Origin of the sequence: Nonomuraea sp. SBT364 (assembly GCF_001083785.1) — a bacterium.
Taxonomy (GTDB): domain Bacteria; phylum Actinomycetota; class Actinomycetes; order Streptosporangiales; family Streptosporangiaceae; genus Nonomuraea.
The window spans coordinates 1-12,565 of sequence record NZ_LAVL01000216.1; the positions used below are offsets into that span (position 1 = coordinate 1).

The 12,565-nt window shown below is 70.9% G+C and carries 15 protein-coding genes and 1 pseudogene; 6 read left to right on the forward strand and 10 right to left on the reverse strand.

Features of this window, described 5'->3' with window-relative positions; genetic code table 11:
* Positions 1 to 111: 111 nt before the first annotated feature.
* A complete protein-coding gene (locus tag ADY59_RS43140) occupies positions 112 to 564 on the reverse strand; it encodes an Lrp/AsnC family transcriptional regulator (RefSeq protein ID WP_049575835.1) in 453 nt (150 codons plus the stop codon).
* Positions 565 to 691: 127 nt separating this feature from the next.
* Between ADY59_RS43140 and ADY59_RS43145 the strand changes: the two genes are divergently transcribed.
* Together ADY59_RS43145 and ADY59_RS43150 are read left to right on the forward strand one after the other, a co-directional pair.
* The gene (locus tag ADY59_RS43145) at positions 692 to 1,579 is read left to right on the forward strand and encodes a phenylalanine 4-monooxygenase (RefSeq protein WP_049575838.1); all 888 of its coding nucleotides are present in this window, start codon (positions 692 to 694) and stop codon (positions 1,577 to 1,579) included.
* A gap of 33 nt (positions 1,580 to 1,612) precedes the next feature.
* Complete coding sequence (locus tag ADY59_RS43150; protein ID WP_156326098.1) at positions 1,613 to 2,563, forward strand: serine hydrolase; 951 nt, start codon at positions 1,613 to 1,615, stop codon at positions 2,561 to 2,563.
* On the opposite strand, the gene ADY59_RS43155 is transcribed toward ADY59_RS43150, so the two are convergent.
* Genes ADY59_RS43155 through pstS form a run of 5 tightly spaced genes read right to left on the reverse strand, consistent with a single transcriptional unit; the run spans position 2,532 to position 7,010 of the window.
* Positions 2,532 to 3,230: a winged helix-turn-helix transcriptional regulator gene (locus ADY59_RS43155; RefSeq protein ID WP_231619167.1), complete on the reverse strand. Its 699-nt coding sequence runs from the start codon at positions 3,228 to 3,230 to the stop codon at positions 2,532 to 2,534. The genes ADY59_RS43150 and ADY59_RS43155 overlap by 32 nt on opposite strands.
* Positions 3,231 to 3,253: 23 nt before the next feature.
* Positions 3,254 to 4,030 (reverse strand): phosphate ABC transporter ATP-binding protein PstB, encoded by a 777-nt coding sequence (gene pstB, locus ADY59_RS43160; RefSeq protein ID WP_049575842.1) that lies wholly within the window; start codon positions 4,028 to 4,030, stop codon positions 3,254 to 3,256.
* A 14-nt stretch (positions 4,031 to 4,044) separates the two neighbouring features.
* The gene (pstA, locus tag ADY59_RS43165) at positions 4,045 to 4,920 is read right to left on the reverse strand and encodes a phosphate ABC transporter permease PstA (RefSeq protein WP_049575845.1); all 876 of its coding nucleotides are present in this window, start codon (positions 4,918 to 4,920) and stop codon (positions 4,045 to 4,047) included.
* Positions 4,917 to 5,897, reverse strand: a complete 981-nt coding sequence (gene pstC / locus ADY59_RS43170; RefSeq protein ID WP_049575848.1) for a phosphate ABC transporter permease subunit PstC — start codon at positions 5,895 to 5,897, stop codon at positions 4,917 to 4,919. Before pstC ends, pstA begins: the two co-directional genes overlap by 4 nt.
* A 6-nt stretch (positions 5,898 to 5,903) precedes the next feature.
* Positions 5,904 to 7,010 carry a phosphate ABC transporter substrate-binding protein PstS gene (pstS, locus tag ADY59_RS43175; protein WP_049575871.1) on the reverse strand — a complete coding sequence of 369 codons (1,107 nt, stop codon included), beginning with the start codon at positions 7,008 to 7,010 and terminating at the stop codon, positions 5,904 to 5,906.
* A 171-nt stretch (positions 7,011 to 7,181) separates the two neighbouring features.
* Between pstS and ADY59_RS53805 the strand changes: the two are divergent.
* The 3 genes and pseudogenes from ADY59_RS53805 to ADY59_RS43185 form a co-directional block, all read left to right on the forward strand.
* A pseudogene (locus ADY59_RS53805) lies at positions 7,182 to 7,379 on the forward strand (arsenate reductase/protein-tyrosine-phosphatase family protein); the annotation flags it as partial.
* A gap of 62 nt (positions 7,380 to 7,441) precedes the next feature.
* The gene (locus ADY59_RS53810; RefSeq protein WP_331459578.1) at positions 7,442 to 7,603 is read left to right on the forward strand and encodes an arsenate reductase/protein-tyrosine-phosphatase family protein; all 162 of its coding nucleotides are present in this window, start codon (positions 7,442 to 7,444) and stop codon (positions 7,601 to 7,603) included.
* Complete coding sequence (locus ADY59_RS43185) at positions 7,590 to 8,060, forward strand: fructosamine kinase family protein (RefSeq protein WP_049575851.1); 471 nt, start codon at positions 7,590 to 7,592, stop codon at positions 8,058 to 8,060. Before ADY59_RS53810 ends, ADY59_RS43185 begins: the two co-directional genes overlap by 14 nt.
* On the opposite strand, the gene hisN is transcribed toward ADY59_RS43185, so the two are convergent.
* Positions 8,038 to 8,832 carry a histidinol-phosphatase gene (hisN, locus tag ADY59_RS43190; protein ID WP_156326099.1) on the reverse strand — a complete coding sequence of 265 codons (795 nt, stop codon included), beginning with the start codon at positions 8,830 to 8,832 and terminating at the stop codon, positions 8,038 to 8,040. The genes ADY59_RS43185 and hisN overlap by 23 nt on opposite strands.
* A gap of 114 nt (positions 8,833 to 8,946) precedes the next feature.
* Between hisN and ADY59_RS43195 the strand changes: the two genes are divergently transcribed.
* The gene (locus tag ADY59_RS43195) at positions 8,947 to 9,393 is read left to right on the forward strand and encodes a YiiD C-terminal domain-containing protein (RefSeq protein ID WP_049575857.1); all 447 of its coding nucleotides are present in this window, start codon (positions 8,947 to 8,949) and stop codon (positions 9,391 to 9,393) included.
* 15 nt (positions 9,394 to 9,408) lie between these two features.
* On the opposite strand, the gene rsgA is transcribed toward ADY59_RS43195, so the two are convergent.
* The 3 genes from rsgA to ADY59_RS43210 form a co-directional block, all read right to left on the reverse strand.
* Positions 9,409 to 10,476: a ribosome small subunit-dependent GTPase A gene (rsgA, locus tag ADY59_RS43200; protein ID WP_442937801.1), complete on the reverse strand. Its 1,068-nt coding sequence runs from the start codon at positions 10,474 to 10,476 to the stop codon at positions 9,409 to 9,411.
* Positions 10,477 to 10,624: 148 nt separating this feature from the next.
* On the reverse strand, positions 10,625 to 11,929 hold the full coding sequence (gene aroA, locus ADY59_RS43205; RefSeq protein WP_049575863.1) for a 3-phosphoshikimate 1-carboxyvinyltransferase: 1,305 nt from the start codon (positions 11,927 to 11,929) through the stop codon (positions 10,625 to 10,627).
* Positions 11,930 to 12,005: 76 nt separating this feature from the next.
* Positions 12,006 to 12,565: Uma2 family endonuclease (locus tag ADY59_RS43210; RefSeq protein ID WP_082310841.1), on the reverse strand; the 560-nt coding region annotated here is incomplete at its 5' end.

The following is a 12,565-nucleotide window of genomic DNA, read 5'->3' on the forward strand; positions in this document are numbered from 1 at the left end:
CCGCGAACCTGGCCTTCTGGCGGCGCCGGGAAAGAGTGGGGCTGCTGATGCCACTGATAGCCCGAACTCACCTATGCCCCATTTGTGCGATTGAAAGTCCCGGGGATGCTATCAGCGGGCCTGGAGCAGAGGCTCGATCCGGTACGGGATCTGCGTGGACAGCGCGATCGTGGAGTCCGTGCGCTGCACCGCGGGCGAGGTCAGGATGTGCGCGATGATCTCCTGGAGGTGGTCGGTGCTCGTCGCGACCACCCGGCACAGCAGGTCGTGCTGGCCGCTGGTGCCGTGCGCCTCCAGGATCTGCGGCACCGCGCGCAGCGCCTCGACGGCCTCCGCCAATCGGCCCTGGGCGATCTGCAGCCAGACGAAGGCAAGGATGGGGTGACCCGCGTGCGCGGGCGACACCGTGGGGCCGAAGTCCTGGATCACGCCGCGGGCCGTCAGCTTCTCCACCCGGGCCTGTACGGTGCCGCGCGCCACGCCGAGCAGCCGGGCGAGCTCCGTCAGTCCGATGCGCGGATGCGCTCGCATGGTGACGAGCAGCCGGGCGTCGAGATCGTCCATGTAGGCCTCCTCGAAGGCTGTGCGATTCGACTGGAAATATCAGCGGAAGCCATACCAAATCCAGCGTATCGCGCAGGGAAACTGCGCGCTCTTGCCAGGGATCGGGGGAGTTGCTGTCATCTGAGACATGTTCGAGGAAGCGCAGTACTTCGCCCCGATCGCCACCCAGGATGACGGCTCGGTGGTGGTCGAGCTGGCGGCGTCGCATCCCGGGTTCGCCGATCCGGTGTATCGGGCGCGGCGCAACGCGATCGCCGGGCTGGCCGTCAACCACCGGCGCGGGACGCCGATCCCCGTCGCCGAGTACACCGAGCAGGAGCACGAGGTCTGGGCACTGGTCACCAGGGAGCTGGCCGTCAAGCACCGCGCCTACGCCACGGCCGAGTATCTGGCCGGGGCCGAGCGGCTGGGGTTGCCGCGGGCGCGGATCCCGCAGCTCCAGGAGGTGAGCGAGCTGCTCGAACCGCTCACCGGGTTCCGCTATCTGCCGGCCGCCGGGCTGGTGCCGCTGCGCGACTTCTACGGCGTGCTGGCCGACGGGTACTTCCACTCGACGCAGTACATCCGCCACCATTCCGTGCCGTTCTACACGCCGGAGCCGGATGTGGTGCACGAGGTGATCGGGCACGCCAACGCGCTGGCCCATGACCGCTACGCGGCGCTCTACCGGCTGGCGGGCGAGGCGGCGCGCCGCGTGGAGGGCGAGGAGGCGCTGGAGTTCATCTCCAAGGTGTTCTGGTTCACGCTCGAGTTCGGCGTGATGCGGGAGGGCGGCGAGCTCAGGGCGTACGGGGCGGGGATCCTGTCGTCGTACGGGGAGATCGAGGAGTTCAGGGGGATGGACATCCGGCCGCTGGACGTGGCGGCCATGGGAACCACCCACTACGACATCACGAAATATCAGGACGTGTTGTTCGCGGCGGACTCCCTCCGGCATCTGGAGGACGTCGTGGGCGGGTTCTGGGCCACCTGCGACGACGACTCGATCGCGAAACTGGTCGCCGACGCCTCCTAGCGAACCGTCTCGATATTTCGTGATAATGCTCGAATGATCGCGGGCCGCGGGCGCGCGTTGTCACGAATCATCCTGGCGTTCGCCCTGCTGACTCCCTTCGCCGTCTCGACGTTCCCCGACCGGGCGGCCGCCCGGCCCCGGGCGCACGGTCGCGTCCAGGCTGCCGACGCACGCGCCGCCGTGGCGCTCGGCCCGCCGGTCCCCGCCCTGGGCGGCAAGCGGGCGGTTTCCCGGCAAGCCCCGCGCGTCGACGCCAAGCGGATCACCAAGCTCCTGGACCGCTTCCTCGCGGGCCGGCCGGGGCCCGTCACCGCCATGGTCAAGGACCTGACCACCGGTGGCCTCTACCGCTACCACCGCGGCGAGCGGCTCATCACGGCCAGCACCGCCAAGGTCCAGATCCTCCTGGCGCTCCTCCTGCGCACCCCGTGGAAGAAGCTTCCCGCGCAGGTCAGGCACGACGCCGACCTGATGATCCGCTACAGCGACAACCACGCCGCCGACCGGCTCTGGCTGCGCATCGGCGGCGCTCCCGGCTTCACCCGGGCGGGCAGGAAGCTCGGTCTGCGTCACACCGCGGGCGTCCCCGGCTCGTGCGTCGACCTCTACTGCTGGGGCATCACCCGCACGTCGGCCGAGGACCAGGTGCGGCTCATGCGGGCGCTCGTGTCGGACGGCAGCCCGCTGCCCGCGAAGGACCGCGATCAGGCGCTCAGGCTCATGGGCGCCGTGATCGACGGCCAGGACTGGGGCATCAGCGCCGCGAAGTGCCGGGGCGACCGCGTGGCGCTGAAGAACGGCTGGCTGAAACGCGTGTCGACCAAGCGCTGGGCCGTGGTCAGCGCCGGCCTGCTCCGCGGCCGCGGCCACGACTACGCGGTCGCGGTGCTCACCGAGGGCAGCCCGGAGGTGGGGTACGGCATCGCGACCGTCGAAGGGGTGGCCGGGCGGATCATGCGGTCGTTCCGGAAGTGCCGGACGTGACCAGCCGGTAGCCGACACCGCGCACCGTCTGGATGAGCCGGTCGTCGTCGTCGCCCAGCCGTGCCCGCAGTCGCTTGACGTGCACCGCGATCGTGTTGGTCGACGTACTGGCCGCCGCGTGCCACACATGACGCATGATCTGCTCGCGGGTGACCGTCCGGTCCGCGTTGCGCATCAGATAGTGCAGCAGCTCGAACTCGCGCAACGGCAGATGCACGATCCGCCCGTCGACCCGTACCTGATAGGCGTGCACGTCCAGCTCCACGCCGCCGACGGCGAGCACCTTGCGCGTCTCCGGGGACGCGGCGTGGATGAACGGCAGCAGCTCCGGCACCCGGTACGGGCGCGCCACGCACGCGGCGGCGCCGGCCGCGAGCGCGCGCACCGCCTGCTCGGCGTGCCCCTCACCGACGCCGAGCAGGACGGGCACGGCACGCGAGCGCCGTACCGCCAGGACGAAGTCGACCGCGTCGATCACCGGCAGGGTCGCCGACACCAGCACCACGTCCGGCTGCAGCGCGCCGGTCTGGAGCAGCCCCTGCGCGCCGTCGGCGGCACCCGTGACCGCCACGCCCTCGCGTTCGAGGGCGGCGGCGACGTCCTGCACGACCTCGGCGTCGGGGTCGGCGATGAGGAGTACGGGTTTCGTCCGCGTATCCCCGTTCACCGTGCTTGCCGCCTGGTCGATCATCAGCCGAAGCGCCCGGTGATGTAGTCCTCGGTGGCCTTCTCGGAGGGGTTGGTGAACATGCGGGAGGTCTCGTCCATCTCGATGACCTTGCCGGGCTTGCCCTGCTCGGCCAGGTTGAAGAACGCGGTCCGGTCGCTCACCCGGGCGGCCTGCTGCATGTTGTGGGTGACGATGACGATCGTGAAGTCGTCCTTGAGCTTGGCCATCAGGTCCTCGATCGCCAGCGTGGAGATCGGGTCGAGGGCCGAGCACGGCTCGTCCATGAGCAGCACCTGCGGCTTGACGGCGATGGCCCGGGCGATGCAGAGACGCTGCTGCTGACCGCCGGACAGGCCGGCGCCGGGCTTGCTGAGCCGGTCCTTGACCTCGTTCCACAGGTTGGCGCCCTTGAGCGACTCCTCCACCACGCCGTCCATCTCGGACTTGGAGGTGCGGCCGTTGAGGCGCAGGCCCGCCGCCACGTTCTCGTAGATGGACATGGTGGGGAACGGGTTGGGCCGCTGGAACACCATGCCGATCATGCGGCGGACCGAGACGGGCTCGACGGTCGCGGCGTAGAGGTCCTCGCCGTCGAGCAGCACCTTGCCCTCCACACGCGCGCCCGGGATCACTTCGTGCATGCGGTTGAGGGTGCGCAGGAACGTCGACTTGCCGCACCCGGACGGGCCGATGAAGGCCGTGATCGAGCGCGGCTCGATGGTCATCGAGACGTCCTCGATGGCCTTGTGCCCGCCGTAGTAGGCGTCGAGGCCGGAGACCTGGATCTGCTTGGACATGAGGCGGTTTCCCCCTATCGGCCCCTGGCGGGCGAGCGCCACCAGGCGATCAGGCGCGCCACCAGGTTGAACAGCATGACGATCAGGATGAGCGTGAGGGCTCCGGTCCAGGCCCGGTCGATGGCGGTGTCGTTGGGACGCGCCGCCTGGTCGAACACGAAGAGGGGGAGCCCCATCTGCGGCCCGTTGAACGGGTCGTTGTTGATGGAGTCGGTGAAGAAGACGGTCAGCAGCAGCGGCGCGGTCTCGCCCGCCACCCGGGCCACGGCCAGCATGACGCCCGTGATGATGCCGGTGAGCGCCGTCGGCAGCACGACCTTGACGATCGTGCGCCACTTGGGCACGCCCAGCGCGTAGGAGGCCTCGCGCAGGTCGGCGGGCACCAGGCGGAGCATCTCCTCGGCCGACCTGACCACGGTCGGCATCATCAGGATCGACAGCGCCATCGCGCCGGCGAACCCGGAGTAGGGCATGCCCAGGAACAGGATCCAGAACGCCAGCACGAACAGACCGGCGACCACCGAGGGGATGCCGGTCATGACGTCGACGAAGAAGCTGATGGCCCGGCTCAACCGGCCGCCGTTGCCGTACTCGACCAGATAGATCGCGGTGAGCAACCCGATCGGGACCGAGATCACCGAGGCGAGCAGGACCTGTTCCAGGGTGCCGATGATGGCGTGGTAGGCGCCGCCGCCCGCGTCGCGCGCACCGATGTTGCGCATCGAGTGGGTGAGGAACTCCATGTCGAAGCGCGCCAGGCCGTTGGAGATCACCAGCCAGAGCACGGACACGAGCGGCACCACGGCCAGCGCGAACGCCAGATAGACCAGCCCCTGGACCATGCGGTCCTTGACCCGGCGGCCGGTCGAGATGTGCTGGATGGTGGTCATGTGCCGGCCTTCATGAACTCTTTGCGTCGGTTGATGATCATGCGAGCAGCCATGTTGACGAGCAGGGTGATGACGAACAGCACCAGACCGGAGGCGATCAGCGCGCCCCGCCCGATGTCACCCGCCTCGCCGAAGCCGTTGGCGATGTTGGCGGCGATGCTGTTGCCCTGCGGGGTGAGGATCTGGAAGCTGATGCCGAACGTCGCCGGGAAGATCAGCGCCACCGCGATCGTCTCGCCCATCGCCCGGCCCAGGCCGAGCATCGCGGCGCTGATCACGCCGGGGCGGCCGAACGGCAGCACGGCCATCCGGATCATCTCCCAGCGGGTCGCGCCGAGGGCCAGCGCGGCCTCCTCGTTCATCTTGGGGGCCTGGAGGAAGACCTCGCGGGAGATGGCCGCGATGATCGGCAGGATCATGATCGCCAGGACGATGCCGCCCGCGAGCATGGTCTTGCCGCCGATCGCGCCCTCGCCGGCGAACAGCGGGAACCAGCCGAACGTGCTGTTGAGCCACTCCGACGGCGTCTTCAGCAGCGGCACCAGGAACGCCACGCCCCACAGGCCGTAGATCACACTCGGCACCGCGGCCAGCAGGTCGATCAGGTAGCCCAGCGGCGCCGCCAGCCTGCGCGGCGCGTAGTGGGAGATGAACAGCGCGACGCCCACCGCGACCGGCGTGGCGATGACCAGCGCGATCGCCGAGCTGAGCACGGTGCCGAACGCCAGGGCGGCGATGCCGAACACCTGGCCGCCGTTGGGGTCCCAGGTCAGCTCCGTGAAGAAGTTGGACTTGTTGGCCCGCAGCGCGGGGACGGCCTCGCTGACGAGGAAGACCGCGATGGCCGCCATGATGCCCAGCAGGACGATGCCCGACCCGGTGGACAGCCAGCGGAACAGGCCCTCACTGGAGGTGCGCCGCGGGGCGGGCCGGCCCGTGGCCGGTCCGCCCTCGCGAACTTCGACTTTGGTCGCCATCGGGGACTAGGAGATGGCCTCGACGGCGGTGCGGACCTTGGTCAGCAGCTCGCCCGACAGCGGGGCGTAGCCCAGGTCGGTCAGCGCCTTCTGGCCCGCGTCGCTGGCGGTGTAGGTCAGGAAGGCCTTGACCAGCTTGGCCTCCTCGGCGGGCAGGCCCTTCTCGCAGGTGATCTCGTACGTGACCAGGACGATCGGGTAGGCGCCCGGGGTCTTGGTGGCGTAGTCGATCTCCAGCTTGAGGTCGTTGCCGGTGCCGGTGATCTTGGCGGTCTCGACCGTCTTGGCCGCGCTCTCCGGGGTCAGCTCGACGAACTCGCCGCTGCCGTTGGCCACCTTGGCCTTCTGGAGCTCGGAGTTCTCGGCGTAGGAGAGCTCGACGTAGCCGATCGCGCCCTCGGCGCCCTTGACGCTGGCGGCGACCTGGTCGGAGCCCTTGGCGCCCTGGCCCTTGGCCTCGGCCGGCCACGCCTTGCCCGGCTCGTGCGGCCAGTCGGAGGTGGCCTTGAGGAACTTGGTGAAGTTGTCGCTGGTGCCCGACTCGTCCGAGCGGTGGAACGCCTGGATCGGGGTCGAGGGCAGCTGCGCGTCGGGGTTCTCCGCCTTGATGGCCGGGTCGTCCCACTTGGTGATCTTGCTGTTGAAGATGCCGGCGAGCGTCTTCGGCGACAGCTGCACGCCGTCGACGCCGGGCAGGTTGTAGACCACCGCGACCGGGCCGGTCACCATCGGGATGTTGATGGCCTTGCCGGTCTTGCAGCGCGCGTCGGCCTGGGTGGGCTCGTCCTCCTTCAGCGCGGAGTCGGAACCCGCGAACGCCACCGTGCCGGCGATGAACGCCTGGATGCCCGCGCCGGAGCCGCTGGGCTGGTAGTTGACGCTGACCCCGGAGTTGGCGCCCTGGAAGTCCTTCTTCCACTGGTCGATCGCGTTGGCCTGGGCCGAGGAGCCGGCGGCGTTGATCGAACCGCTCAAGCTGCTGTCACCGCTCGCGGCGGAGGTGGCGGCGGCCGAGCTGGTGCTGCCAGCCGGCGAGTTGTTATCTGTGCCGCACGCAGCGAGCGAGAGCGCGCCGACGACGGCGACGGCGGCGAGCCGGCCTGCATACTTCACGATGGGTTCCTCTCCCACTTCGATCCTTAGACGTCCATGAAGCTATGCAGTCAAGGTGACTCGATCCCCTAACGAGGGTGAACGGACAGTGAACACCTCATGATTGAAGGCATGACCTCACTGACGTACCGCGTATGTGTCGTATGCATGGGAAACATTTGCCGCTCCCCCATGGCCGAGTCGGTGCTGCGCAAAGTCCTGGCGGACCGGGGCCTGGGCGACCGGGTGATCGTGGAGAGCGCCGGCACGGGCGGCTGGCACGCCGGCGGGCCGATGGACGAGCGGGCCCTGCGCGTCCTGTCCGATCACGGCTACGACGGCGCCGACCACAGCGCCCGGCAGTTCACCCGCGACTGGTTCGACCGCTACGACCTGGTCCTCGCCATGGACCGCGACAACCAGGCGTTCCTGCGCCGGATGGCGCCGGCGGCGTGGAGGTGCGACTGTTCCGCTCCTTCGACCCGGCCGCGCCCACCGGCGCCGAGGTCCCCGACCCCTACTACGGCGGCGACGAGGGTTTCGAGGACGTCCTCGCGCTCGTCGAGGCCGCCGCCGAGGGCGTGGCCGGGCACATCGCCGATGAGATCGGCTGAGGATCTGGGCAGCTCCCACGGCCGGCGGCTGCAGCGGGGCGTGCTCGACGACGGACGCGTGGTCTTCGCCAAGATCGGGGCCGTTTCTCCGGTGTTCACCTCCGAGGCGGCCGGGCTGCGCTGGCTGGGCGAGGCGGTCACGGTGCCGGAGGTGATCGAGGTCGCGGACGACCGGCTCGTGCTGTCCTGGGTGGAGGAGGAACCGCCCACCGCCGCGGCCGCCGAACGTCTCGGGCGCGACCTGGCCCGCATGCACCGCGCCGGGGCGCCCGCCTTCGGCGCGCCGTATCTGGATCGGGTGCTCGGCGCCTACCGGGAGGAGGCGCCGCTCGCCGACGGCTGGCGCGAGCGGGTGCCGCTGCACCAGCTCCACCCGCTGCTCGTGCACGTGGTGCTCTACGGCGGCGCGTATCGGGACGGGCTGATGGCGGCGGTCAGGCGGGTGCTGGAGCTGTGAGGCGGCGGATGACCTCGTCGTGCAGGAGGCCGTTCGTGCACACCAGGCTGCCGCCCTCCAGGCCCGGGACACCGGCCACGTCGGTCCAGCGGCCGCCCGCCTCCTCGACGATCACCGTCAGCGCGGCCATGTCCCACGGCGACAGCTCCGGCTCGGCCGACACCTCCACCGAGCCCTCGGCGACCATCATGTGCGACCAGAAGTCCCCGTACGCCCTGGTGCGCCAGCAGGCCCGGCCCAGGTCCAGGAAGTTGTCGAGACGGCCGATCTTCTCCCAGCCGCCGAAGCTGGAGTAGGAGAACGAGGCGTCCTCCAGCACGGGCACCTGCGACACGCGCATCCGGCTGGCCTTGGTCAGGCTCTTGCCGGTCCACGCGCCGCCCTCGGTCGCGGCCCACCACCTGCGGCCCAGCGCGGGGGCCGACACCAGGCCGACGACGACCTTGCCGTACTCCATCAGGGCGATCAGCGTCGCCCACACGGGGACGCCGCGCACGTAGTTCTTCGTGCCGTCGATAGGGTCGATGATCCACGACCTGGCGCCCCAGCCGGTCTTGCCGAACTCCTCGCCGACGACCGCGTCACGCGGCCTGGCCCGGCGCAGCGTGCCGCGGATCGCCTCCTCGACGGCCCGGTCGGCATCGCTGACCGGCGTCAGGTCGGGCTTGGTCTCGACCTTGAGGTCGACCGCCTTGAACCGGCGCATGGTCAGGTCATCGGCGGCGTCCGCCATGACATGCGCGAGGCGTAGATCGTCGTTGTAACCCTGCACGGACAGCCACGCTACCGTGCCGGGTGTGCCGAGCATCAGTCACCGGTCGCGCCTTTTCTGGTAAGTCCGGTTCCGGGACTCCTGGGTTCGGTTACCGGCCAGTAGGCTGAGCGCATGTCTCTCGACGTCGGCGACCTGCTGCTCCAGACGGTGCCCTTCGCCCGCACTCTCGGCATCACGTTCTCCTCGACCGGCGACGGCAACGCCACCTGCGTCCTGCCGGACCGGCAGGACCTTCACAACCACGTGGGCGGGCCGCACGCCGGGGCGATGTTCACGCTGGCGGAGTCGGCGTCGGGGGCCGCCATGCTCTCGGTGCTCGGCGATCAGCTCGACCGGGCCGTCCCCCTCGTCACCACCTCGACCGTCCGCTACCACAAGCTGGCCAAGGGCGAGATCACCGCCGAGGCGCGCCTGCTGGCCGCCCGTGAGGACGTGGTGGCGCGGCTGGACGCCGGGGAGCGGCCCGAGTTCGACGTCGAGGTGGAGGTGCGCAACGCCGACGGCGTCACCGTCGCCACCCTCACCGTCAGCTGGGCCTTCCTGCCCAACCGCCGCTGACGCGCTGCCGGCCGGTCAGGCGGGGTCGTCGGGGGCGCCCTCGCGGCTGGACAGGAGACGGCGCAGCGACTCCAGCCGGGCCGGATCGGCCTGCCCCTGCGCCACCCAGGCGTCCAGCGCACAGCCGTCGGCCAGATGCGTGCACCCCTTGGGACAGCCGACCGTGCCCTCCACCAGGTCGGGGAAGGACGCCAGGACCGTCTCGACCGATACGTGCGCCAGCCCGAAGCTCCGCACCCCCGGCGTGTCGATGATCCAGCCGCCCTCCGGCAGCTCCAGCGCCACCGCCGACGTGGACGTGTGCCGCCCCCGGCCGGTGACGGCGTTGACGTGCGAGACCGCGCGGTTCGCGTCGGGGACGAGGCTGTTGACCAGCGTCGACTTGCCCACCCCCGAATGCCCCACCAGCACGCTGATCCGGCCGGTGAGCCGCTCGCGCAACTCGTCCAGCGCGCCGCCCTTGCGGACGACCACGTGCGCGACCCCGAGCGGCTCGTACAGCGCCACCAGCTCGTCCGGCGGCGCCAGGTCCGACTTGGTCAGGCACAGCAGCGCGTCGATCTCCGCGTCGAACGCGGCGACCAGCATGCGGTCGATCATGCGCGGCCGGGGCGGCGGATCGGCCAGCGCGGTCACGATGACCAGTTGGTCGGCGTTGGCCACCACCGGGCGCTCGATGCCGTCGGTGTCGTCGGTGTCGTCGGCCGAGCGCCGCAGCATCGACGTGCGCGGCTCCACCCGGACCACCCGGGCCAGCGTGTCGGGCTGCCCCGAGACGTCGCCGACCAGGGCCACCCGGTCGCCGACCACGATCCCCTTACGGCCCAGCTCCCGCGCCTTCATGGCGACGACCAGCCGGGACGCCTGCTGCCTGCGCTTGGCGGCCGACCCCTTGGCCCGTCCGGGCTCGACCAGCGTGGTGTAGCGGCCCCGGTCGACGGCGACCACGAACCCCTCCACGGCATCCTCATGCGCAGGACGGATGCGGGTCCGGGGCCTGGAACCCTTGCCCGGCCTGACCCGTACGTCGTCCTCGTCGTACTCCCGCTTTCTCAGCGGTCCACTCCCATGTGCTCGCTCGATCCTGGTCCGCCGGTGCCCGCGCCCTTCGCGGGCGGTCGCCCCGGGTCTGTCGTCCGGTCCACTGCGAACCTATGCCCGCTGCGCCGCCGGTCTCCCCCCGCACCGGGGAACGGCTCCGCTCCGGGGCGGGCCGGCCGGGGACGGGAGGTCATCGGGGGGCCAGCATCGACGTCCACATCCGGGCGAACTCCGGGAGGGTCTTGGCGGTCGTGGCGATGTTCTGGACCTCGATGCCCGGGACCACGAGGCCGATCACCGCGCCGGCCGTGGCCATGCGGTGGTCGTCGTAGCTGTGGAAGGTGCCGGCGTGCAGGGGGCGGGGGCGGACGAGGAGGCCGTCGTCGGTCTCCTCGGCGTCGCCGCCCAGGGCGTTGATCTCCGTGACGAGGGCGGCGAGGCGGTCGGTCTCGTGACCGCGCAGGTGGGCGATGCCGCGCAACCGGCTCGGGGAGGTGGCCAGGGCGGCCAGGGCGGCGATCGTCGGCGTGAGCTCGCCCACCCGGCCCAGGTCGGCGTCGATGCCGCGGATCTCGCCGGTGCCGGTGACGACGAGGTCGTCGGCGTCCTGCCCCGGGGACGGGGTGGCGCCGGTGCGCCAGGCCACCTGGGCGCCCATGTCGGCGAGCAGGGTGCGCAGGGCGTCGCCGGGCTGGGTGGTCGTGAGCGGCCAGTGCGGGATGGTGACCGTGCCGCCGGTGGCGAGGGCGGCCGCCAGGAAGGGGGCGGCGTTGGACAGATCGGGCTCCACCACCCAGTCGCGGGCCGCGATGGGGCCCGGCTCGACGTGCCACACGTCGGGCTCGGTGTCGTCGACCCGGACACCCGCCTCGCGCAGCATCTGGATCGTCATCTCGATGTGCGGCTGGGACGGGACCGGCGGGCCGACGTGGCGGATCGTGACGCCCTTGCCGAAGCGGGCGGCCGTGAGCAGCAGGCCCGAGACGAACTGCGAGGAGGCCGAGGCGTCGAGCGTGACCTCGCCACCGGTCAGGGGGCCGTGGACGGTGAACGGCAGCGCGTCGCCCTCGACGCGGGCGCCGAGGGCGCGCAGGGCGTCGAGGATGGGGCCCATCGGGCGCTTGCGGGCGTGCGGGTCGCCGTCGAAGGAGACCGGGCCGTCGGCGAGCGCGGCCATCGGGGGGACGAAACGCATGACCGTGCCCGCGAGGCCGGCGTCGATCGAGGCGCCTGCCAGGACCGGGCCCGGCGTCACCTGCCAGTCGACGCTGGACGGGGTCTCGGCCGTGGCCGTCAGGGTGGCGCCCAGGGTGCGCAGCGCCGCCGCCATCAGATCGGCGTCACGGCTGCGGAGCGCCTGGCGTACGGAACCCGGGCCGTCGGCGAGCGCGGCGAGCAGGAGGGCGCGGTTGGTCACGGACTTGGACCCGGGCAGCGGGACGGTCGCGACGACGGGTGCGGTGGCGAGCGGGGCGGGCCAGTGCGCGGTGGGCATGGTCAAAGACTACTGGGCCGGGTGCGGGGGAGCGGCGGCCTGTGGACGGGTGAGGGGCGGGTTGTGGACAAGTCGCTCAGAGGAAGACCGAGGTGTCCAGGAGGAAGTCGACCGGCGCGGGGATGTGGATCTCCTTGCCCAGGTCGACGGTGGTGCAGAGGGTGTAGCGACCGTCCTGCGGCGCGCTGAGCACGGTCACCGTGGCGGGCTCGGCGACCGGGTCGACGATGAGGTAGATCGGGATGCGGGCGGCGGCGTAGATGGCGGGTTTGTGCTCCCGGTCGTCGCGGGTGCTGCCTCTCGACACGATCTCACCTGCCATGATCAGCCCGCTGGCGTACACCTCACGACCTCCCCACCGGGGGGCGTCGGGAGGGCACATGGCGAAGTCGGGCTCGTAGGGGTCGCGGCTGCCTTCGGCGCAGATTCCGAGTCCGGCATAGACCTTCCAGCCGCCGTCCAGGGCTCGGGAGCGGAGCACCGCGCTGAGGGTGGTCGCCATGTATTGATGTTCGGGGGTGCCTAGGGGGCTCACTATCAACCTTCCGTTGATGATCTCGGCGCGCATCTTGGTGCGGCCGACGAGGGAGTCGTAGACCTCGCGAAGGGTGGTGAGCTCCTGGTCGGGGGCGGGGG

What these genes read in the sequence shown, in the direction of transcription:
- pstC (WP_049575848.1), bottom strand. Translation starts at nt 5,897, where the DNA reads ATGGCGACCAAAGTCGAAGTTCGCGAGGGCGGACCGGCCACGGGCCGG.
- pstA (WP_049575845.1), bottom strand. Translation starts at nt 4,920, where the DNA reads ATGACCACCATCCAGCACATCTCGACCGGCCGCCGGGTCAAGGACCGC.
- pstB (WP_049575842.1), bottom strand. Translation starts at nt 4,030, where the DNA reads ATGTCCAAGCAGATCCAGGTCTCCGGCCTCGACGCCTACTACGGCGGG.
- ADY59_RS43185 (WP_049575851.1), top strand. Translation starts at nt 7,590, where the DNA reads ATGAGATCGGCTGAGGATCTGGGCAGCTCCCACGGCCGGCGGCTGCAG.
- ADY59_RS43150 (WP_156326098.1), top strand. Translation starts at nt 1,613, where the DNA reads ATGATCGCGGGCCGCGGGCGCGCGTTGTCACGAATCATCCTGGCGTTC.
- aroA (WP_049575863.1), bottom strand. Translation starts at nt 11,929, where the DNA reads ATGCCCACCGCGCACTGGCCCGCCCCGCTCGCCACCGCACCCGTCGTC.
- ADY59_RS43140 (WP_049575835.1), bottom strand. Translation starts at nt 564, where the DNA reads ATGGACGATCTCGACGCCCGGCTGCTCGTCACCATGCGAGCGCATCCG.
- ADY59_RS43195 (WP_049575857.1), top strand. Translation starts at nt 8,947, where the DNA reads ATGTCTCTCGACGTCGGCGACCTGCTGCTCCAGACGGTGCCCTTCGCC.
- ADY59_RS43145 (WP_049575838.1), top strand. Translation starts at nt 692, where the DNA reads ATGTTCGAGGAAGCGCAGTACTTCGCCCCGATCGCCACCCAGGATGAC.